Origin of the sequence: Rhizobium sp. BK418, from assembly GCF_004341105.1 — a bacterium.
In the GTDB taxonomy this organism is placed as follows: Bacteria; Pseudomonadota; Alphaproteobacteria; order Rhizobiales; family Rhizobiaceae; genus Rhizobium.
Window position 1 is genome coordinate 223,055 of record NZ_SLZK01000003.1, and the last position, 18,886, is coordinate 241,940.

The following is an 18,886-nucleotide window of genomic DNA, read 5'->3' on the forward strand; positions in this document are numbered from 1 at the left end:
GATGAAACCCGGCACGCATGTTTCACGCTGTCCGAGGCGCAAAATGGCGATTTCAGCGAAGTCCAGATCGAGACACGTGCTCATCGAGGAGGCGGGTGCTGACGATAGCCTGAACGACAACAATCCCGGGCACGAGCTGTCCGACCTGCGCAATGCGCAGCGGCAGCCAGCCGGCGAGCAGGTTATTCATTATGCGCGTTTCGCGCAGATCTCTTCCTTCCCTGATCATCCGGAGGCCGCGCCGGCATCTTCTCTCGCTCCGCCACCGATGGATGCGGCGGCGGAGAAACAGGAAGGCGAGAAGGCGCCGGTGCGGCGCCGGCTGACGGTCATCTGCATTTGCTCGCTGATCTTCCATGCGGCATTGGCGACTGTGCTCATCGTCGCTTTCCCGAAGGCGCCCGAGGAGGGGATTAAGGAGGCGGGACAGGCCGTCAATGTCGTGATGTATGGCGACTCCGATGTCGATCAGACGGCGGTCGGCGAAACGGAAACGACCGTTCAGGAAGAGATCGTAGCAGAGGCCGTTGAGCCCGATACGATCCGGCCGACGGAAACGGCGACGGCGGAAGTCCAGCCGGAAACAGTACAGCCAACCGAAGCTGTGCCCGTCGAGACACAGGACCCCGTCCAGCGGGCGCCGGCTGCGGAAATAACACGCGTTTCGCCGGAGACTTCTGCGGCTGTCGAACCTGAAATTCTGGTTTCCGAGGTGCCAGCCGAACAATCCGTCGTGCAGCCGATGTCGATGATCGTGCCGGAGCAGACGGCGCCTGTCGATACGGTCATATCGGAGCTGCAGCCTTCCGAAGTGCCGCCCACCGACGTACAGCCGGCTGCGGTCCAGCCGGCCGAGGCGCGGCCTGCTGAGACTCAGCCAGAGGTCGCAGAGACTCCACAGGAGATGAAGCCTGTCGAAACGGCCGAAGTCCAGCCTGAGCCGGAGCCGCCGCAGAAGGCGGTAACGCGGATGCCAAAGCCAAAGGTGAGGACGCAGGAAAAGCCGAAACCGGTTGAGAAGAAGGTTCCGCCGAAGAAGACCGCGGGTGCGAACGGTGAGGGGCAACAGGAATCCCAACGGGGTGTCGCGGAGGGTGATCGCTCAGCTCAATCGGACCGCAATTCACAAGCTGCCGGCAACAATAATGGGGTCGGCACCGCAGCTTACGCCAACTACGACGGGAAGGTCCGTAGCCGCATCCGCCGCGCGATCAGAAAACCCCGTGGTGTCGAAGGTACCGTTGTTGTTGCCTTTTCGGTGAATGGCGCCGGCGGGCTGACTTCTGTTCGCGTCGTTAACGGATCCGGCGTTGCCGAAATCGATCAGCTTGCTGTCGATGCCATCAGACGCGCTGCACCGTTTGGTCCTACTCCCGGCGGAGGCGCAAGGAGTTTTACCGCATTGCCAATCACGATTGAATAATATGATAAAAACAATCAACTTTATACTTTACTCTAAAAATCAAGTTTAATAAGGTCCATCCGCACACGCAGGAATCGTGTGACGATCAACGAGCGAACGGGTGGTAAATGGCTCGCAAGGGGAAGAAGGGGGCGAACCGGGAGATCCGCGTTCAGGCCGACCAGGGGGCGCAGGAGACCGTATCGGGGCACTCCAAGCTGGATGGCCGCAGTTTCCTCTATGTTGGCGGCCGCGATTGCCAGGTGGCGCATCTTCGCCAGATCGCCAGCAGCTTCGGCGCCGAACTCATCCATCACGACGGCGGGCTTCGCGAAGCCGTCTCCCGCATCGATACGGTGCTTCCCTCCGTCGACTGCGTGTTCTGCCCCATCGACTGTATCAGCCACGATGCCTGCCTGCGTGTGAAGACCGGCTGCAAGAAGTTCGGCAAGGCTTTCATTCCGCTGCGCAACGGCAGCAAGTCCAGTCTTGAACGTGCGCTGCAGACGATGAACGAACGAGACAATTCCCGATGAATGATGGGCGCCTAGATGGATTCACGATGATCGGCCTGCACAAGCTTGCCGCTCGCAGTGGCGATGGCCTTGTACCGGAGCTTTACGAAATTTTCCTGCAAAATGCGGCGCGTCGGCGCAGTTATCCCGATGTGGTGCTGTTTCCAGCCTGGGAGGCGCGCATGCCCGGCGAAGCGGCTGCAAGACCCATTGGCGAGGATGCTGCCGATGGCAATAATATCGTCGACTTTCCGCTTTATGCGGGACGGACGAACAGGAAAAAGGCGTGAGGAACTTTCTATGTATATCGCGATGAACCGCTTCAAGGTTGCCGCCGGTGCCGAGGGCGATTTCGAGACCGTCTGGCGCAATCGCGATTCCAGCCTCTCGCAGGTTCCGGGCTTCGTCGAATTCCGCCTGCTGGGCGGCAAGGCTAATACGGAGGAAGGCTATACGCTTTATTCCTCGCACACGCTCTGGGCCAGCGAAGAGGACTTTCTGAACTGGACGAAGTCGGAGAATTTCCGCGCTGCACATCGCAATGCGGGGGAGCGCAGGGAGATGTACAAGGGGTCGCCGGTCTTCGAAGGCTTCAACGTCGTGGACGGTATGTAAGAGATTTAAGCTCGCGCCCGCCAGAACGCGCTTGCTGAGACGACCAGCCAGCCCAGCATCATCGCCCATCCGCCGGTCGGCGCTGCGTACGGGAAGAGGCCGGAGCCGGTGAAGCGCAGGGTGACGAGATCGCCCGCAAAGAGCAAAGTGCCGACGATCATCAGCAAACCGGCCAGCCAGGCGGTTTTGATTTTGCCGGAACTCAACGCCAATGCCAGAAGGGCAGGGGCGTGGGCAAGGCACATGGCGGATGCCGAGGCGGCGAGATGCGCGTCGCCGCCGCCATGGGCGGCAAGCGCGGCGAGGGCAACGCCCGCAAGACCGAAAAGACCGGCAAAAAGGAAGAGCACGGGCTCGAGACGCGCGTTCAGGCTCATGACTATTCCTTGTTCTGCATGTGATGGGCGAGCCGTTCCACCGGCACCCAGATGAGATTACGCAGCGCCTGGCTGGCGATGGTCTCATCCATTGCCTGGCGGAAGCAGAGCAGCCATTCGTCGCGCTCGACGGGGCCGATCTCGGCAACGAAATGACGGCTGCGCAGGCGGGGATGGCCTCGCTTATCGGTGTAGAGCGGCGGGCCGCCCAGATAGCCGGTCATATATTCGTAGAATTTCTCTTCGCTGCCTTCAAGGCTTGGCGGGTGCACGGCGCGCACGTTTCTCGCCTCCGGCAGCGTATCCATCAGTTCGTAGAAACGATGCGTGAGCGCCCGAACGGTCGGATCGCCGCCGATCGCCTCGTATAGTGTAATGACCTCTTCAGGCACGAAACCATCCCTTAATACCCGTTCCTACATGCACCCGATCAAAAAGGATCGCAACTGTCATCAAAATACCGCGGCATTTCGCGCATAATCCCTTGTGGAGTAGGGGCTCCAGCAGAATATCCTTGACAAACCGTCCAGACGGTATCTTTATAGCTCCATGTCAAACGCTCATCATCGCAAGAAACAACCCGTGCTCGTGCGCCAGCAGTTGCTGGAGGTGGCGGCGCGTCTTGCCGGTGAGCAGGGCATGAGCGCTGTCACGCTCGATGCGGTCTCGGCTGCGTCAGGTGTCAGCAAGGGCGGCCTGCTGCATCATTTCCCCACGAAGAATGCGCTGCTGGACGCCTTGTTCGAAGGCCTGCTGGAGAAGTTCGACGCCGATATAGACGAACTGATGCGCAGCGATCCGCTGCCGCAAGGCCGGTTCTCCCGCGCCTATCTCCAGGCGGTGTCCGGGCTGAAGGATCGTCCCGACGATTCCAGAAGCTGGACGCAGGTGACGATCGCTCTGCTGGCCGAACCCCGGCTGCGCCACCGCTGGCGCGAATGGGTGGCGGCGAGGGCTGAGGAATATATCGGCACCGACTCCGCGCTCGACACATTGATCGTGCGTTTTGCCGCCGACGGTCTGTGGTTCGCGGATACGTTGGAAAGCCATGATATCAGCAGCACTCTCAGGCGGGACCTGATCGCCCGCCTCATCGAGCTGACCCACAAGTAAGCCCGGAGCATCCCCGTTTTTCTGGAATGCTCGATCTCTTTGTTTCGTGGAACTCCGCATGCAAAACCACCTCCCAGTTTTGCCGGAGTTCAATTTACGCAATTCCACACCAGACTTTTGCTGGAGTTGCTCGAGAAGGAATACCGCGATGAATCCAGCTGCCGTATATGGGTTGCTCATTGCAGCCATCGTGCTCGAAGTTATCGGCACGACCGCACTTCAACTCTCCCAGCAGTTCACCCGTCTCGGGCCGACGGCGCTCGTCGTCGCCTGCTACGCGGCGGCTTTCTATTGCCTGTCGCTGACGCTGAAGCATATTCCCGTCGGCATTGCCTATGCGATTTGGAGCGCTTTGGGAATCGTGCTGATTTCCTCTGTCGGCCTCGTGTTTTTCAAGCAGCGGCTGGATACGCCCGCCATCATCGGCCTCGGTCTGATCATATCGGGCGTGGTCGTCGTCAACCTGTTCTCCAAATCCGTTTCCCATTGATGTGAAAAGCGATTTTTGCCCGCCAAGAGGGCCTGGAAAATCCCTTTTGTCAAAGGGCCGGTAAAAGTCTATGTCTTCGTAGAACACGGGAGAGAAACGGCTTCGCTGGCATTTTCCATGGTGGTTTGCATTCTGCTTTTCGCCCCGGCCACGAAACCTACCCGACCTACGCGGCTAACCTGCAGAAGGTGCTGATCGATGGCGTGGATTGGACGTATAACCCCGAGCGTGCGTTGACTGATATCACCGATGCCCCAAATGTGCCGATAGAAAAAAACCTGGAGCCGATGTCGAACGCGGCCCGAGACTGCACCAGGCCGGCGAAGCCGGTTACCGTTGAGGAGCATCCATGCGACTACTCGTTCTTGGTACGGGCGTGATGGCCAGAAACCAGCTCGCCCATTTCGCGAATATGGACGGTGTGACCGTGGTCGGCGCCGTCGACACGGATAGGGACCGGCTTGCCGCCTTTGCCGATAAGTTCAATATCGAGAAGCGGTTTCTGACGCTGGAGGAGGCGATCACCTGGGGCGAGTTCGATGCGGCGACCAATATCACGCCCGACCGGATCCATCACCCCACGACCATGGCGCTGATCGCGGCCGGCAAGCATGTGCTTTGTGAGAAGCCGCTCGCGGAAAACTATCCGAAAGCGCTGGAGATGACGGAAGCGGCTGAAGCTGCCGGCGTCATCAATATGGTCAACCTCACCTATCGCAATGTCGCGCCGCTGCAGCGTGCACGCGAGATGGTGCTGGCGGGCGAACTCGGTACGATCAAGCACGTTGAGGCCTCCTATCTTCAGAGCTGGCTCGTTTCGCGCGCCTGGGGCGACTGGCGCACGGAGTCGACATGGCTGTGGCGTTTGTCTACTGGTCACGGGTCGAACGGCGTGCTCGGCGATGTCGGCATCCATATCCTCGATTTCGCAGCCTACGGCGCCGCAACCGATATCGATCATGTCTTTGCGCGGCTCAAGACCTTCAACAAGGCGCCGGGCGGCCAGATCGGCGAGTATATGCTCGACGCCAATGACAGCTTCACGATGTCGGTCGATTTTGCCAATGGTGCGCTCGGCGTCATTCATGCCAGCCGCTGGGCGACCGGGCACCTGAACGAGCTGAAGCTGCGCATCTATGGCGAGAAGGGCAGCCTTGAGGTCATCCACCGCCCAAGCGGTTCGGAACTGCATGGCTGCCTCGGTGAGGACGTGGAAACGGCGACTTGGCGGCCGGTCGAGGTGCCGCCGGTTCCGACCAACTATCAGCGTTTTGCCGAGGCCGTCGCGAATGGCGCGCAGCATGATCCGAATTTCCGCCATGCGGCGAACCTGCAGAAGGTGCTCGACCTTGCCATGGTAACTGAACGCGAACGTCGCGAATTGAAGGTCTAATCCATTCGAAAAGGTGCCGCCGTGTTGTTGCAAGGCGGTATCCTGCGGCATTTGATCACTAAGCCTGCACTTGAGATGCCATTGGGACTATCCATATTTATTCAATGGCCTACGCGGGGGCTCCTGCGCGGAAGGCCGTATCGTTTCCAAGAGCATTTTCGTTTTTCTTCGAAACACGGAAGCGCTCTATTTTCTTCGTTTTGACGCAATTCCGGAGGCAAAACTGCTATGCACTTTTTGCTGGAATCGCCCTAATCCGCAATGGAAGACTCATGACTGACGGTATCGCCAATACGCCCCTTCCCCAAAAACCGGCATCCGCTCCTGAGACGCAGCAGTTCGAAACTGCCGGGATCGCCTCCTTAAATCGGCCGAGCGCGATCACGCGCTTTTTCATGAGCATCGTCGCCTGGGCCGAAGGCCTGAATTTCAAATATGCGAAACTCGGCAATCCGCCCGTCTATGACAACTCCGTTTTCCCCTGGGCCAGCGATGTCGAAAAGGCCTGGCCGCAGATCCGCGCGGAACTCGACCGCGTGCTGGTGCGCCAGAGCGAATTGCCGAGCTTCCAGGAAATCTCCACCGACGTGCAGACCATTTCCAAGGATAACCGCTGGAAAACCTTCTTCCTCGTCGGCTTCGGTGTGAAGTCGGAACAGAATATCCAGGCCTGCCCGGAAACCTGGAAGGCAGTGCAGAAGATCCCAGGTTTGAAGACGGCAATGTTTTCGATCTTCGAACCCGGCAAACATCTGCCGGCGCATCGCGGCCCCTATAATGGCGTGCTGCGCCTGCATCTCGGTATGATCGTGCCGGAACCCGCCGACAAGCTCGCCATTCGCGTCAAGGACCAGATCTGCCACTGGCAGGAAGGCAAGGCGCTGATCTTCGATGACGCCTATGAACATGAGGCCTGGAACCATACCGACAAGACACGCGTCGTTCTCTTTGTCGATTTCGTCAAACCGCTGAAACTCCCGGCGCGGCTGATCAACTGGATACTGCTCAATCTTGCAATTTTCACGCCGTTCATCCGCGAAGGGCTCGATAATCACAAGGAGTGGGAAAAGAAGTTTTATGCGCAGGCGGAAGCCTTGCGGAATCGCGCATAAGGAAAGGCCCCGCCGCAGCGGGGCCTCTTGCCTTTATTCGATCACCTGAACCACACGATGGGTCTGCGGCTCGACGATCACATGGCGGTTGTTGACGACGGTATAGGCATAGCGCGGATTATCCGGCACCGGAATTACCTGGACATCTGCGGGCAGCGGCTTGCCGACCACGATCGGCTGCTGCACCACCACTGATGACGGCGGGGCCGGCTGCTGTTCGACATAGGTCACGACCTCGCGTGGCGGCGGATCGACCACCGCACCGGCTACACCGCCGGCCACGCCGCCAATTGCAGCGCCTACCGGGCCGCCGACGATAGCCCCGGTGATAGCGCCGCCCGCAGCACCGGTCACGGCTCCATCAGCCATCGCATTCGTAGCCAGGGATGAGAGCGCAAGCGCACTCGATACGAGGATGATCTTGTACATTTTGCTTCTCCTTAATTCCATATCCTTGTTTTTCCAGAAATTTCGGCGCGAAAGTCACTTCACGCTCTTGCTGGAATTTGCATAGGAGTAACGAGCCGATCCTGTCGATGTTCCGGCCGGAGAAGCGTTAGGGAGTCACGGTTTGGGAGCTCGGTTCATATAATGTGACGCGCTATTCCAGCCTTAGGCGGAACAACCAGGCGGCAGCGCCAAGTGTCGCCGAGGCAATCAGCGCCAGCGGGACGGTCTGGTTCAATACCTCGTCCGCAGGGATATCCTTGAGGAACACGCCTTTGACGATGATGAGGAAATAACGCAGCGGATTGATGATCGTCACCGGCTGCAGCCAGTCCGGCATGTTCTCGATCGGCGTCGCGAAACCGGAAAGCAGCATGGCCGGCACCATGAACAGAAAAGCGCCGAGGATCGCCTGCTGCTGTGTCATCGACAGCGCCGAGATGAAGAGACCGAGGCCCGCTACCGAACCCAGGTAGAAGATCGAACTGCCGTACAGAAGCAAGAGCGAACCGCGCAGCGGCACTCCGAAGATGAAGACCGCCGCCAAGATATAGAGCGTCATGTGGAAGAGGCCGATCATCATGGGCGGAATGAGCTTTCCGATCAGGATTTCATGGACGCGCAGCGGCGAAACCATCAGTTGGTCGAACGTGCCGAGTTCCCGTTCGCGGGCGATGGAGAGCGCGGTGACGATGAGGCCGATCAGGAGGGCTATGCTGGCGATCAGGTTCGGCACCATGAACCATTGATAGGTGAGGTTGGCGTTGAACCAGTTTCGAGGTACGGTCGCCACCGTTTTTGCCATGGCGCGTTGGCCGGCAGGTGTTTCCGCCGAGAGCGTCATGCCGATCTGGGTGAGATAGCCGGAAACGATCTGCGAAGCATTGGAGCGGCGGCCGTCAAGGATGATCTGCAGAGGGACGGATATGCCTGCCTCGATATTGCGCGAGAAATCAGGGCCGATCTCGATTGCCGCAATGACCGACTGGCCATCGATCGCCTCGCGGATATCGGTCTGGTTATCGGCGGTCTCGATGCGGCGGAATGTCGGCGAGCCCTGGATGCGCTGGATCAGCTCCTGCCCCCAATGGCCGCTGTCGCGGTTCAGCACCATGACATCGACGTTGCGCACCTCGAGTGTCGCGGCATAGGAAAAGACGAGCAGTTGCATGACCGGCGGCACAATGAGCACGAAACGCCCTTTGGGATCGCGCAGGACGGCGAGCAGTTCCTTTGTCATGAGGGCTTTCAGGCGAGTCCACCACATCTCAACCGATCCTCTTCCTGTTAGCGCGGGCGGCCAGCACGAACATGACGCCGCCGATCGTGAGCATGACGGCGATGGAGCGAGCGAACATCGGCCAGATATCGCCGGCCAGGAATACCGTCTGCAGGCTGGGGATGAGATAGCGCGCCGGCACGATGACGGTGATCCACTGGATGATCTCGGGCATGGAATTGATCTCGAAGATGAAGCCTGACAGCAGGAAAGCCGGCAGGAAGGCAGAGATCAGCGCGATCTGCGAGGCGAGGAACTGGTTCTTCGTCGCCGTTGAGATCAGCAGGCCCTGGCCGAGCGCGGGGATCAGGAAGGCGGCCGACAGCGCATAGAGCGCGAGAATGGAGCCACGGAACGGCACGTGGAAGAGGAAGACGGCCAGGAGCACGCAAAGCGTCATGGAGGCAAGGCCGAGCAGGAAGTAAGGTAGGATCTTGCCGGCCAGCAGTTCGGCTGATGTGACAGGTGTCGCCATCATCGCCTCCATCGTGCCGCGTTCCCATTCGCGGGCGACGACGAGCGAGGTCAGCAAGGTTCCGACCAGCGTCATGACGATGGCGATGGAGCCGGGAACGAGAAAGTTACGGCTCGTAAGTTCCGGATTGAACCAGAAGCGCTGCTCTATCGAGATCGGTGGACCGGCGGCGACCGCTTCGGACCGCCGCTGGCGTTCCCAGTTGGCGACGGCGCCCTGCGCGTAGTTCTGAACGAAATTGGCGGTGTTCGGATCAGAGCCATCGACGAGAACCTGGATCTGCGGATGGTTGCCGGCGGCATAATCGGTGGTGAAATCGGCGGGAATGACGACGATACCGCGCACGGTGCCGCGCACGAGATCCTCTTCGAACATGCGCCGATCGCGCCCGACCGTGACGGAGAAATAGCGGGAAGCCTGGAAACTTGCGGCGAGATCCTGCGTGAGCGGCGTTGCCTGTTCGAGCACGAGACCGATACGGGTGCGGGTCGTATCCAGCGATACACCGTAGCCGAAGAGGAAAAGCAGGATCAGCGGCAGCACGAAAGCGATGAGGATGGTGCTGGGATCGCGGATCGCCTGATAGCTTTCCTTGCGCACGAGGGCAGCGAAGCGGCGGGCTCTGGAGGAGGTGCTCATGCGGCCTTCTCCGTTTCCGATTCCTGAATGAGCGCGACGAAGGCATCCTCCATCGTCGGATCCGGCTGCTCTTTCGTCGCCACGCGCGCCTTCAGTTCATCGGGCGAGCCAAGGGCGATAGAACGGCCGCGATAGATCAGCGAGATTCGATCGCAATATTCCGCCTCGTCCATGAAATGCGTCGTCACCAGCACAGTGACGCCCTTTTCGACGAGCGCGTTGATATGCGTCCAGAATTCGCGCCGGGTGATCGGATCGACGCCTGACGTGGGCTCGTCGAGAAAAAGCGCGCGCGGCTCGTGCATGACGGCGCAGGCAAGCGCCAGCCGCTGTTTCAGGCCGAGCGGCAGGTCTTTTGCCGAATGGCGCGCATAGCGGCCGAAATCGAAGATCTCGGTCATCAGTTCGATGCGCTTGCGCCGGCGGCCGCCGGAAAGACCGTAGACGCCGGCGAAGAATTCGAGATTCTGCATGACGGTGAGATCGCCGTAGAGCGAGAATTTCTGTGCCATATAGCCGAGCTGGTTGCGCGCCTCGGCGGCATCCTTGCGCAGGTCGAAGCCGGCGACGCGGCCTTCGCCGCCGGTTGGCTTCAGGAGGCCGCAGAGCATCTTGAAGGTGGTGGACTTGCCAGCGCCGTTGGGTCCAAGGAGTCCGAAGATCTCGCCGCGGCTTATATCGAAAGTGATGTTATCGGCGGCGGTGAAATCCCCGAAACGCTTGGTCAGGCCGTGGGCTTCGATGACGGGACGCTCGCCTGTCTCGCTCGGTGGCGCCTGCGCTTCGGCGAGTTTCGAACGTCCGCCGGGGCCGCCGCCGAGCATGTCGATGAAGGCATCTTCGAAACGGGGAGGGGTGGGTATCAGCTTCGCTTTTGCGCCGGCGCTGCCGATGTCAGGGGGCTCATCCCGCGATGTCACGAGACGGATGGCATCACCCTGGATGACGCCGTCGATGACGCCTTTCGTCTGCAAGAGTTCGGCCAGCACCTGTCGCCTGCGGCCCGTCACGCCCGAGACCTTGAAGACCCGGTCTTCCACGCGGCCGGTCAGATCATGCGGCTTGCCGGAAAAGAGCAGCTTGCCCTGATTGAGCAGCAGCACGTGATCGCAAGCCTCGGCCTCGTCCAGATAGGCCGTCGACCAGAGCACGCCGATGCCTTCCTGCGTCAGGTTCTCGACCATTTTCCAGAGATCGCGGCGCGAGATCGGGTCAACGCCGACACCCGGCTCATCGAGCAGCAGCAGACGCGGCTTCTTCAGCAGAGCGCAGGCAAGGCCGAGCTTCTGTTTCATGCCGCCCGAGAGCTTGCCGGCGAGCCGCGTGGTGAAGCGCTTGAGGTCGGTGAAAGTCAGAAGCTCGTCGAAGGAGGCGGCGCGCTCGCCCTTCGGCAGGCCGCGGAGATCGGCATAGAGATCGAGATTTTCCTGAACGGAGAGGTCCTCATAGAGGCCGAAGCGCTGCGGCATATAGCCGATCGATGCCTGGATGGCGGCCGGGTTCTTGCGGGTATCGAAGCCCAGCACCTCGACCGCGCCGTTTTCCGGCAGCATGAGGCCGGTCATCAGTCGGATCAACGTCGTCTTGCCGGCGCCGTCAGGGCCGACGAGGCCGGTGATTGCGCCGCCCTTGACCTCGCCGGAGACGGCATCGAGCGCGGCGGGGCCATCGCCGAAGCGCTTGGTGACGTCGGCAAGCCGGACCAGCGCTTCATCCGTCGAGGTGGGGGAGGGGCTCATGGCGCGGCCAGAGAGGGAAAACGAATGGTGACGGGCATGCCCTGGCGCAGATCGGGTCCGGGCTTGTCGATGACGATGCGCAGGCGATAGACGAGGTCGGTGCGCAGTTGCGGCGTCTCGACCGATTTCGGCGTGAATTCCGCCACCGGCGAAATGAAGCCGATCGTGCCGTCATAGGGTTTATCGGGATGCGTATCCGAAGTCACCTGAACCTTCATGCCGGGATGCAGGCGGCCGAGGTCGCCTTCCGCCACATAACTGCGCACCCAGACCGGCTCAGTCAGCGAGAGCACATAGACGATATCGGCGGGTGAAACGATGGCGCCTGGCTCGCGCACGCGAGAAAGGATGACGCCGTCATTGGGGGCGCGCAGTTCGGTATCGGCAAGCGAGATACGGGCGGAGGCCAGCGATGACTGCGCGGCTGTCAATTGCGCTTCGGCAGCGGCAATGTCTTCTGCACGGCTGCCTTCCTCCAGGAGTTTCAGCGCTTCGCTGGCGGATTCGGCACGGGCTGCAGCCATCGAGCGGTTGGCGGTTGCCTGATCGAGACTGGCCTCCGAGATCGTGCCCTGGGGGCGGAGCTGGCGGGCGCGGTCATAGGCGAGATTGGCATTGTTCAGCGCCGCAAGGCTTTCGTCGTATTGCGCGCGGGCCTGGGCGATTTCCGTCTGGCGCGGGCCGGCCTTCAGCTTGTCGAGTGTTGCCTGAAGGGCTGCGACATTGGCTTCTGCAGAGGCAACGGCGGCCTCGAAGGGCGCTGCGTCGAGCTTGCCGAGCACCTCGCCGCTTGTGACCGTGTCGCCTTCATCGACAGCGAGCGAGGCAATCCGGCCATTGACGCGGAAGCCGAGGGAAACCTGGCGGATATCGACGTTGCCATAGAGCGCGAATTCTCTTGATCGTTCCGGCAGCCAGCCAAGCTTCTGGGGCAGGCCATACCACCAGGCGGCGGCTGTCCCGGCAAGCAGAATGATGATGGCGAAGGGGACAATCCGTCTCATCGAGTATTTCCTTTCGCCGGCTGCAACTGGCCGACAAGTTCTGCAACGAGAGTGCAAAGGGTCTGAAGTTGTTCGGGGCCGACCGACTGCCATTCCATCTGCGCGAGAACGGCGGCATGAGCGACGCGGAAGATCAGGATGTTGCCGACGAAGGCAAGCGTGCGCAGCCGCACGTGCTCTGAGGCCGGGTCGTCCTGCAGGATGGTGCCGATCAGCCGGCGCGCAATCCCGATCATCGGGCCCATCAGGCCCTGATAGACACGGGCGAAGGCCTCTGTCGGTTCCATCTGCTCGCGGATGACGAACCGTGCCCAGGGCTCGGATTCCTTGCTGACGAAGAGGCTGACCATGGTCGTTGCGATCTCCGTCAGGAGAAGTCGCGCCTCGTCTTCGCTCAGCTCCTGCCCGGCAGCAGCAAGTTCCATGAGACGGGCGCCGATCCGCTGCCGCAGGCCGCCGACATGGCGCTCGATGCGTGAGACCAGATAATCCGATGTCGCGACATAGAGGCCTTCCTTGCTGCCGAAATAATAGGGAATGGCCTGCAGGTTGACGCCCGCAGCCTCGCTCAGCTGCCGCGTCGACGTGCCGTCGAAGCCATAACGGCCGAAGACATCGAGGGCTGCGGACAACAGCTTTTCCCGCGTGATCTCGGCGCGATTTGGCTGGGTTTTTTCGTCTGTCATGGCTCGTATATAAACCTGATGAAACTTTCAGTCAATCGAATGAATGCTTCTTTTGCCGGGCCTGCCCTTACGTGTATGAGGACTGCGAACGCGAACGGGCAGTATATTTCGTTTACTGCCGCGCATTCACCTTTTTGTACTTCCGCAAACGCTAATATTCTGGCTGAATAGGCTGATGAGAAACCAGCACGTCACGGCCAGGGTGAGGCGACATGTGTGGAGGGCGCTCGTAACCGGCGCTACTCTCGCTCTTCCCCTGACCGTGGCTTGCGCCGATGATGCCGGCGCGCAAAAAGGCGGCCGCCTGCACAATGAAGTCCTGAAGCCGGCGCCTCACGACGGGCAGTTGACGGCGCCGCACCTCACTGCGGTCTGGTGGCTGCGGATCAGAGAGGACGCATCGGGAGGGGATGACACGGAGAGTTCGAAGCAGGTTTTCGTGCGCAGCGAGAAGCATCAATGGTGCTCGCCGGAATCGGCGGCGTATTGGGATGCCGACAGTGCCTGCGCCGCTTTCACAACGTTATCCGGTCCCCGTCCCTGATCCGTGAGGACGCGGATCTCTGCTTCTGCGCTGAACCCGACCGATTAGCCGGAGAGCGGCTGCCGTCGGCAAAACCGTGGCGATGAACGCTGTCAGCTTGGCAGAGATGCCGGGAACAACGAGGCGACGGCCTGACTTGAAGCCGCGCCATGCCTGCTCGGCCACATAATCTGCATCGAGCTTGGGCAAGACCTTGAAGAGGGCCGTGCGATTGGCGCCGGATTTTTCAAGAAAGTCCGTCGATACCGGGCCGGGCGCCACGCATGTCACGGTGACGCCGAAGCGGCGAACCTCCTCATGAAGTGCGGCCGAAAAGGAACGCACGAAACTCTTGCTGGCATAGTAGAAGGTCATGTAGGGCCCGGGAGTGAAACCGGCGATGGAGCCCAGATTGAGCACGCCGCCACTCCGGCGAGCCACCATTCCAGGCAGAAAGCGAAGGGTCATGTCGGCCAGGGCGCGGATATTGAGATCGATAATGCCGAGTTGGTCGTCCGCGGGAAGTGACGTTGCTGCGCCGCGCAGTCCATATCCAGCGCTGTTGACAAGAACGTTGCAGGCCAAATCATTGGCAGCCAGAAAAGCCTCGAGGCGAGCCGATGCGTCTGACGCAACGAGATCGAGGGCGATCGTGAAAGCCTTGCCGCCGGCCTCCTCCACCTCGGCCGCCGTCGCCGCCAGCCCCTCGGGGGAGCGGGCCACGAGTACGATGACATTGCGCTCCCGCGCAGCAACCTTGGCAATTGCCCGCCCGATGCCTCGGGAGGCACCAAGAACGACGACGGCCGAGCGAGGCTCGCCGCTTGATGTCATTGAGAGGCTCCTGCAATCGCCGCACCGGTAGGACCCCGATAGTGGGAGAGCCCTTTCAACTCGTCAACGACCTCGCCGTTCAAAATCCGTTCAAAACGTTCCAGCGCCCGTGCGATGCTGGCCCCGTCCATGACCCTGTGATCATAATGAATGCGAACGGTGACCGTCCCGTTCTTGTCGATCGGACCGTAGTTCAGGAGCGTGGTCAAAGGGGTGAGGGGATTGAGAGATTCCGCGCCGAGGCCCGAATAGACCGATAGCTGAAACGTGCCGAAATAACGCGCGCGTTTTCGCCCCAGGTTGAGCCCGAGCCACATCAGCGACCATCTGAGCAAAGCCGGTGCGCAGGCAAGCTTGAGCGAGCGGCGAAACTCCTTGATCTCGGCAATGGGAAGCGACCGCGCTTCGTGGATCAGCTTTTCCAGTTCGGGGATAGGGCGCTGTTCCGGGCTTTTGATCGTGCTCAGGAGAACGATCCGCTCACCCTCATGTTCACGCTCATGAGCGATGGAGGCCACGCTTTCGGGATATTCGTAGAGTTGATGGCGCGGAAATTTGATGTAGGCACGCCGCAGATCCGGAATCTCCTTTGACAGGAGCGCATATCCCTTCAGAAACAGCACGGTCCATGATGGGCGGGGATCGCAGCCGCTCCTGGCATCGAGCAGCGCGCGGATGTTCATCTGCCGCTGAACGGTGACGCGTGGTATGCCGATCGAAAATCTCATCAGATCTCCGACGAGCCGTCTTGCGGCCGAAAGCCTGATCGTTCGTCCCCTCATCCTTGTCCTCCCCCTACAGCGCCGCGCGTCTTTTCATACGCGCAAGGGACGCTGTAGCACTTGAAACTGCTGCATGATTTTGTCGTTAAATCGATTCCGGTTTAAGGAATCAGGCAGCAGATCGCTTCCATTTTTCTTCGAAAGACGCAAATGATCCATCTCTTTGTTTTCACGCAATTCCGGGCGCAAAACCGCTGCACACCTTTGCTGGAATTGCTCTAATAGAGATAAGGAATGATCCGCTTCGTCTTGTCCATATAGGCGCGGTACTCAGGACCGAAAACGTCGAGCATCATACGCTCTTCCTTGTCCACTCGCAGGAAGAACAGCACCGCAAAACCGATGAGGCCTGCAAGACCAGCCACCCAGTTCGACAGGAGAAAAGCCTGTGCAAGCCCCATCAACATGAAGGAAGTGTACATGGGGTGGCGCACGAGCGCGTAGGGCCCGGCGCAGATCAGCTCATGCTTCTGGCGGATTTCCAGCGTGATGGACCAGTTTCGCCCGAGCTGCTTATGCGTCCTTCGAAAGACCCACATGGCGAGCACGAAGACGATTGCGCCCACCAGAACCGCCCAGGACTGTGCAGGATAATCGGCGGCTTTCGGAATGCCCGTCGCGACATAGAAACCCGGCACGATCGCGAGACCTGCGAGAGCCGCCGCAAGCGCTATCTTCTCCGACGCGCTCCGCCGATTGCTGACGACAGGCACCCGCTTGCCGCGACGCTCAAATGGGTATCGAATGACGTACCATGCAATAATTCCGACGACCCAGACGATCTCGCCAATGGTATGAACTGACAAGCTCAAATCGGCACCAGAACCTTTCTACGACCCGTTTTCGGGATCGCCCTGCTTTTTATCAACCCGTGTTCATCTCCCGCAGTTTTGTAACGAATTGCTGCGGCCGAAGCCAGATACCCGGCGTCTTATAGCCCATATGACGCGCGATGTCGGCCACGAAGGCGTTGCAATTGTAGACGGTTGCTTCCCAGAGGCGGCTTCGCGCCTGCAGGCCTCTGATATAGGCGACCGTGTCATTATATTGGTCATCCGTCAGCATCACGCGCCAGCTTGCCGAGCGGTATTGCTCTTCGAGGTCGCCGTCCGTTGCACCCGTCGTGGCGGGGACAGGAATGAAGTGGCCGATGACGTAGGGCGCCGCATCTTCCGATGCCGGGGCAAGCCCCGCAACCTCGGGATTGATCATTCTTCCATTCTTGTCTGCGCGCCCGAAGACGACGTAGGTGTGACCGTAGGTCAGCGCATAACGCGAGCGGAATTCAATGAAATGCCGGTTGGATTTTTCCGCAGCCGTAACAGGTTTCTTCAGGTCGCTGGCGTCGGATGTGTAATGCGGTTGGGGGGCTTTGTCTTCAGTCTGGCACGATGAGACAATGACCGCCAGAACAGCGACCAGGCACAAGCGGCTTCTTCCAGGCGCCATCAATACGCTCCATGTGCAAGCTCCTCAAAATGCGAGCTTGACGCCAGATAATGAGCCGTTCCCGCTTGCTGAATGGCAGGTGGATCAAGCCTGGCTGGTTTTTAGGATGTAAGGAAGGGGAAGGGCCTGTCGAGCCCTTCCGAAGTATCGTTGCGAATTTTACTTGTAGACGGCCGTTGCCGCAGGCGGCGGAGCTTTCCCCTTGCCTTTACCAATCGACCCGCAGGCACTCAGATTGGCCACCGCAAGCGTTGCGAGGATCAAAAATAAAATTCTGCTCATTAAGTCCTCTCCTCATCCTAGCGCAGACCTGAAAGACTGCACCTCAAAGTTTGACGATAATCGGCACCTTGGACAGTGCGGGAGTGATGCAATGTGCAACGAATCTACTTTAGCAGATACTTACCGGTGTGGCCAACCCCGCAATTTCAAATGGTAAACGCGATCAAATGACCACCACACGCGTTCCCACGCGGGTGCGGCCGTAGAGATCCATGATGTTTGCGTTCGTCAGCCGGATGCACCCGTTCGAAACGGCGTGGCCTATCGACCAGGGCGCGTTCGTTCCGTGCAGCCGGAAGAGGGTGTCCTGTCCGCCCTGATAGAGGTAAAGTGCTGCAGCGCCGAGCGGGTTGTCCGGTCCTCCCGGTACGCCGTCGGCATATTGCGCCAGACGCGGTTTGCGCGCGATCATGTCGTCGGTGGGCTTCCAGGACGGCCACTCGGCCTTGCGGCCGATCGTGGCCACGCCCTTGAAGCTCAGCCCTTCTTCCCCGACGGCGACACCGTAGCGCGTGGCAATGCCATTGCCTTCGACGAAGTAGAGATAGCGTGCCCCGGTATCGACGACGATGGTACCGGCCGGCTCGCTTCCGGTATAGGCAACTTCCTGGCGCCGATAGCGGGGGTCGACGTCCGGATCGCTCCCGAATACACGATATCCGATTGGCGGACCATCCGATGTCGTACTACATCCGCCAAGCATGACGGCCAGGCTGCCCAAGATCAGGCCCCGGCGCTTAACAGCAACTTGTCTATCCATTTCCACCTGCCAAAATAGTTCGGACGGCCCCTGATTTCCGACCGGTAGTGCATCGTTTTCCGGCCGGGACATTCGCTTTGCAGAACCATACACTTGTCAAATTACAAAGTGCGCAACTTATAATGGTGTGTAATTTTATTGACCCGCGAATCTCCTTGCGTCAAGTCGGTGTTTCGCCTGAGTATTAGCATACTGAGATGGATGGACATGATGAAACTTTGCCTGGAAGGAAAAGTCGCACTTGTGACGGGCGCAGGTTCCGGCATCGGGGCTGTGGTTTCCCGGCAACTTGCCGATGAGGGGGCTGAGGTCGTCGTCGCAGATATCAACGCCGATGCAGTGCGCGAGACTGCGGCGGCAATTCAGGCCAGCGGGAAAAGCGCCCACGCATTTGTCGTCGACGTGAGTGATGCAGGGGCCGTGCAGGAACTTGTCGATTTTGCCGTCGAGACATGCGGTGGTCTCGATCTGGCTGTCAACAATGCCGGCATTGACGGGGTACGAGCAGCGGTTGGGGACTATCCGCTGGAAGACTGGCACAGATTGATGAATGTCAATCTGAACAGCGTCTTCTATTGTGTGAAATGCGAGATCCGCGCGATGCTGAAACGGGGCGGGGGTGCGATCGTCAACATGTCTTCCACCCTCGGTTCCGTCGCCCTGCCGACCGCGGCAGCCTATACGGCTGCCAAGCACGGGGTTGTCGGGCTGACGAAGGCTGCTGCGATAGAATACGCGCGGTTCGGCGTCCGGATAAATGCTGTCGGTCCCGGCTGGATCGATACTCCACTCCTGTCGGAGCATCTGGAGGCCGCAAACTCGCGCCGCATGGCAGCTCTTCAGCCCATGGGCCGGCGCGGAACGCCTGATGAGGTCGCCGATCTCGTCTGCTTCCTGCTATCCGAACGGGCCAGCTTCATCACCGGTGCTCACTACCTGGTGGATGGCGCCTATACCGCGCATTAGAGGT

General features: G+C 60.0%; 23 protein-coding genes and 1 pseudogene. 10 read left to right on the forward strand and 14 right to left on the reverse strand.

The window, feature by feature from the left end; all coding sequences use genetic code 11:
* Positions 1–43 precede the first annotated feature (43 nt).
* The 4 genes from EV281_RS12595 to EV281_RS12610 all read left to right on the forward strand — a co-directional run bounded on the left by EV281_RS12595 (position 44) and on the right by EV281_RS12610 (position 2,532).
* Complete coding sequence (locus EV281_RS12595; RefSeq protein WP_132653440.1) at positions 44–1,423, forward strand: energy transducer TonB; 1,380 nt, start codon at positions 44–46, stop codon at positions 1,421–1,423.
* 107 nt (positions 1,424–1,530) lie between these two features.
* On the forward strand, positions 1,531–1,938 hold the full coding sequence (locus EV281_RS12600) for a DUF2325 domain-containing protein (RefSeq protein ID WP_132653441.1): 408 nt from the start codon (positions 1,531–1,533) through the stop codon (positions 1,936–1,938).
* Complete coding sequence (locus EV281_RS12605) at positions 1,935–2,207, forward strand: hypothetical protein (RefSeq protein ID WP_132653442.1); 273 nt, start codon at positions 1,935–1,937, stop codon at positions 2,205–2,207. The genes EV281_RS12600 and EV281_RS12605 overlap by 4 nt, the downstream gene beginning before the upstream one ends.
* A gap of 10 nt (positions 2,208–2,217) precedes the next feature.
* Positions 2,218–2,532, forward strand: coding sequence for an antibiotic biosynthesis monooxygenase (locus tag EV281_RS12610; RefSeq protein ID WP_132653443.1), 315 nt, complete (start codon positions 2,218–2,220; stop codon positions 2,530–2,532).
* A gap of 5 nt (positions 2,533–2,537) precedes the next feature.
* Here EV281_RS12610 and EV281_RS12615 read toward each other — a convergent pair whose 3' ends face one another.
* Both EV281_RS12615 and EV281_RS12620 read right to left on the reverse strand, forming a co-directional pair.
* Complete coding sequence (locus EV281_RS12615) at positions 2,538–2,909, reverse strand: DUF423 domain-containing protein (protein ID WP_132653444.1); 372 nt, start codon at positions 2,907–2,909, stop codon at positions 2,538–2,540.
* Between the two features lie 2 nt (positions 2,910–2,911).
* Entirely contained in the window at positions 2,912–3,301 is a 390-nt protein-coding gene (locus tag EV281_RS12620; RefSeq protein ID WP_132653445.1) for a group II truncated hemoglobin, read from the reverse strand.
* Positions 3,302–3,458: 157 nt separating this feature from the next.
* Between EV281_RS12620 and EV281_RS12625 the strand changes: the two genes are divergently transcribed.
* The 5 genes and pseudogenes from EV281_RS12625 (at position 3,459) to EV281_RS12645 (ending at position 7,017) form a co-directional block, all read left to right on the forward strand.
* Positions 3,459–4,022 carry a TetR/AcrR family transcriptional regulator gene (locus tag EV281_RS12625; RefSeq protein WP_132653446.1) on the forward strand — a complete coding sequence of 188 codons (564 nt, stop codon included), beginning with the start codon at positions 3,459–3,461 and terminating at the stop codon, positions 4,020–4,022.
* A 148-nt stretch (positions 4,023–4,170) separates the two neighbouring features.
* Complete coding sequence (locus tag EV281_RS12630) at positions 4,171–4,512, forward strand: SMR family transporter (protein WP_132653447.1); 342 nt, start codon at positions 4,171–4,173, stop codon at positions 4,510–4,512.
* Between the two features lie 137 nt (positions 4,513–4,649).
* Positions 4,650–4,852: pseudogene (locus EV281_RS12635) on the forward strand (trehalose utilization protein ThuA); the annotation flags it as partial.
* Positions 4,853–4,861: 9 nt separating this feature from the next.
* The gene (locus EV281_RS12640) at positions 4,862–5,905 is read left to right on the forward strand and encodes a Gfo/Idh/MocA family oxidoreductase (RefSeq protein WP_132653448.1); all 1,044 of its coding nucleotides are present in this window, start codon (positions 4,862–4,864) and stop codon (positions 5,903–5,905) included.
* Between the two features lie 272 nt (positions 5,906–6,177).
* Complete coding sequence (locus EV281_RS12645; protein ID WP_132653449.1) at positions 6,178–7,017, forward strand: aspartyl/asparaginyl beta-hydroxylase domain-containing protein; 840 nt, start codon at positions 6,178–6,180, stop codon at positions 7,015–7,017.
* Between the two features lie 33 nt (positions 7,018–7,050).
* On the opposite strand, the gene EV281_RS12650 is transcribed toward EV281_RS12645, so the two are convergent.
* From EV281_RS12650 to EV281_RS12705, 12 genes are all read right to left on the reverse strand, one after another.
* On the reverse strand, positions 7,051–7,446 hold the full coding sequence (locus tag EV281_RS12650) for a DUF1236 domain-containing protein (RefSeq protein ID WP_132653450.1): 396 nt from the start codon (positions 7,444–7,446) through the stop codon (positions 7,051–7,053).
* 172 nt (positions 7,447–7,618) lie between these two features.
* Entirely contained in the window at positions 7,619–8,731 is a 1,113-nt protein-coding gene (locus EV281_RS12655) for an ABC transporter permease (protein ID WP_132653451.1), read from the reverse strand.
* 1 nt (position 8,732) lies between these two features.
* Positions 8,733–9,857 carry an ABC transporter permease gene (locus EV281_RS12660; protein WP_132653452.1) on the reverse strand — a complete coding sequence of 375 codons (1,125 nt, stop codon included), beginning with the start codon at positions 9,855–9,857 and terminating at the stop codon, positions 8,733–8,735.
* On the reverse strand, positions 9,854–11,596 hold the full coding sequence (locus tag EV281_RS12665; RefSeq protein ID WP_132653453.1) for an ATP-binding cassette domain-containing protein: 1,743 nt from the start codon (positions 11,594–11,596) through the stop codon (positions 9,854–9,856). Before EV281_RS12665 ends, EV281_RS12660 begins: the two co-directional genes overlap by 4 nt.
* Positions 11,593–12,600: a secretion protein HlyD gene (gene hlyD, locus EV281_RS12670; protein ID WP_132653454.1), complete on the reverse strand. Its 1,008-nt coding sequence runs from the start codon at positions 12,598–12,600 to the stop codon at positions 11,593–11,595. Before hlyD ends, EV281_RS12665 begins: the two co-directional genes overlap by 4 nt.
* Positions 12,597–13,286, reverse strand: a complete 690-nt coding sequence (locus tag EV281_RS12675; RefSeq protein ID WP_132653455.1) for a CerR family C-terminal domain-containing protein — start codon at positions 13,284–13,286, stop codon at positions 12,597–12,599. Before EV281_RS12675 ends, hlyD begins: the two co-directional genes overlap by 4 nt.
* Positions 13,287–13,809: 523 nt before the next feature.
* A complete protein-coding gene (locus EV281_RS12680; protein ID WP_132653456.1) occupies positions 13,810–14,643 on the reverse strand; it encodes an SDR family oxidoreductase in 834 nt (277 codons plus the stop codon).
* The gene (locus tag EV281_RS12685) at positions 14,640–15,425 is read right to left on the reverse strand and encodes a hypothetical protein (protein WP_132653457.1); all 786 of its coding nucleotides are present in this window, start codon (positions 15,423–15,425) and stop codon (positions 14,640–14,642) included. Before EV281_RS12685 ends, EV281_RS12680 begins: the two co-directional genes overlap by 4 nt.
* Positions 15,426–15,643: 218 nt before the next feature.
* Entirely contained in the window at positions 15,644–16,231 is a 588-nt protein-coding gene (locus EV281_RS12690; RefSeq protein ID WP_132653458.1) for a protein-S-isoprenylcysteine O-methyltransferase, read from the reverse strand.
* Positions 16,232–16,289: 58 nt separating this feature from the next.
* On the reverse strand, positions 16,290–16,874 hold the full coding sequence (locus EV281_RS12695) for a hypothetical protein (protein ID WP_132653459.1): 585 nt from the start codon (positions 16,872–16,874) through the stop codon (positions 16,290–16,292).
* Positions 16,875–17,033: 159 nt separating this feature from the next.
* Positions 17,034–17,156 (reverse strand): ABC transporter, encoded by a 123-nt coding sequence (locus EV281_RS12700; RefSeq protein WP_132653460.1) that lies wholly within the window; start codon positions 17,154–17,156, stop codon positions 17,034–17,036.
* A gap of 163 nt (positions 17,157–17,319) precedes the next feature.
* Positions 17,320–17,916, reverse strand: a complete 597-nt coding sequence (locus EV281_RS12705; RefSeq protein ID WP_132653461.1) for a L,D-transpeptidase — start codon at positions 17,914–17,916, stop codon at positions 17,320–17,322.
* A 210-nt stretch (positions 17,917–18,126) separates the two neighbouring features.
* Between EV281_RS12705 and EV281_RS12710 the strand changes: the two genes are divergently transcribed.
* A complete protein-coding gene (locus tag EV281_RS12710) occupies positions 18,127–18,882 on the forward strand; it encodes an SDR family NAD(P)-dependent oxidoreductase (protein ID WP_132654276.1) in 756 nt (251 codons plus the stop codon).
* The last annotated feature ends 4 nt before the right edge of the window (positions 18,883–18,886 follow it).

Excerpts from the sequence above, each read along its gene's own strand:
- EV281_RS12595 (WP_132653440.1), top strand. The coding sequence starts at position 44 with ATGGCGATTTCAGCGAAGTCCAGATCGAGACACGTGCTCATCGAGGAG.
- EV281_RS12600 (WP_132653441.1), top strand. The coding sequence starts at position 1,531 with ATGGCTCGCAAGGGGAAGAAGGGGGCGAACCGGGAGATCCGCGTTCAG.
- EV281_RS12605 (WP_132653442.1), top strand. The coding sequence starts at position 1,935 with ATGAATGATGGGCGCCTAGATGGATTCACGATGATCGGCCTGCACAAG.
- EV281_RS12610 (WP_132653443.1), top strand. The coding sequence starts at position 2,218 with ATGTATATCGCGATGAACCGCTTCAAGGTTGCCGCCGGTGCCGAGGGC.
- EV281_RS12615 (WP_132653444.1), bottom strand. The coding sequence starts at position 2,909 with ATGAGCCTGAACGCGCGTCTCGAGCCCGTGCTCTTCCTTTTTGCCGGT.
- EV281_RS12625 (WP_132653446.1), top strand. The coding sequence starts at position 3,459 with ATGTCAAACGCTCATCATCGCAAGAAACAACCCGTGCTCGTGCGCCAG.
- EV281_RS12630 (WP_132653447.1), top strand. The coding sequence starts at position 4,171 with ATGAATCCAGCTGCCGTATATGGGTTGCTCATTGCAGCCATCGTGCTC.
- EV281_RS12640 (WP_132653448.1), top strand. The coding sequence starts at position 4,862 with ATGCGACTACTCGTTCTTGGTACGGGCGTGATGGCCAGAAACCAGCTC.
- EV281_RS12645 (WP_132653449.1), top strand. The coding sequence starts at position 6,178 with ATGACTGACGGTATCGCCAATACGCCCCTTCCCCAAAAACCGGCATCC.
- EV281_RS12650 (WP_132653450.1), bottom strand. The coding sequence starts at position 7,446 with ATGTACAAGATCATCCTCGTATCGAGTGCGCTTGCGCTCTCATCCCTG.
- EV281_RS12655 (WP_132653451.1), bottom strand. The coding sequence starts at position 8,731 with ATGTGGTGGACTCGCCTGAAAGCCCTCATGACAAAGGAACTGCTCGCC.
- EV281_RS12660 (WP_132653452.1), bottom strand. The coding sequence starts at position 9,857 with ATGAGCACCTCCTCCAGAGCCCGCCGCTTCGCTGCCCTCGTGCGCAAG.
- EV281_RS12665 (WP_132653453.1), bottom strand. The coding sequence starts at position 11,596 with ATGAGCCCCTCCCCCACCTCGACGGATGAAGCGCTGGTCCGGCTTGCC.
- hlyD (WP_132653454.1), bottom strand. The coding sequence starts at position 12,600 with ATGAGACGGATTGTCCCCTTCGCCATCATCATTCTGCTTGCCGGGACA.
- EV281_RS12675 (WP_132653455.1), bottom strand. The coding sequence starts at position 13,286 with ATGACAGACGAAAAAACCCAGCCAAATCGCGCCGAGATCACGCGGGAA.
- EV281_RS12680 (WP_132653456.1), bottom strand. The coding sequence starts at position 14,643 with ATGACATCAAGCGGCGAGCCTCGCTCGGCCGTCGTCGTTCTTGGTGCC.
- EV281_RS12685 (WP_132653457.1), bottom strand. The coding sequence starts at position 15,425 with ATGAGGGGACGAACGATCAGGCTTTCGGCCGCAAGACGGCTCGTCGGA.
- EV281_RS12695 (WP_132653459.1), bottom strand. The coding sequence starts at position 16,874 with ATGGCGCCTGGAAGAAGCCGCTTGTGCCTGGTCGCTGTTCTGGCGGTC.
- EV281_RS12700 (WP_132653460.1), bottom strand. The coding sequence starts at position 17,156 with ATGAGCAGAATTTTATTTTTGATCCTCGCAACGCTTGCGGTGGCCAAT.
- EV281_RS12705 (WP_132653461.1), bottom strand. The coding sequence starts at position 17,916 with ATGGATAGACAAGTTGCTGTTAAGCGCCGGGGCCTGATCTTGGGCAGC.
- EV281_RS12710 (WP_132654276.1), top strand. The coding sequence starts at position 18,127 with ATGAAACTTTGCCTGGAAGGAAAAGTCGCACTTGTGACGGGCGCAGGT.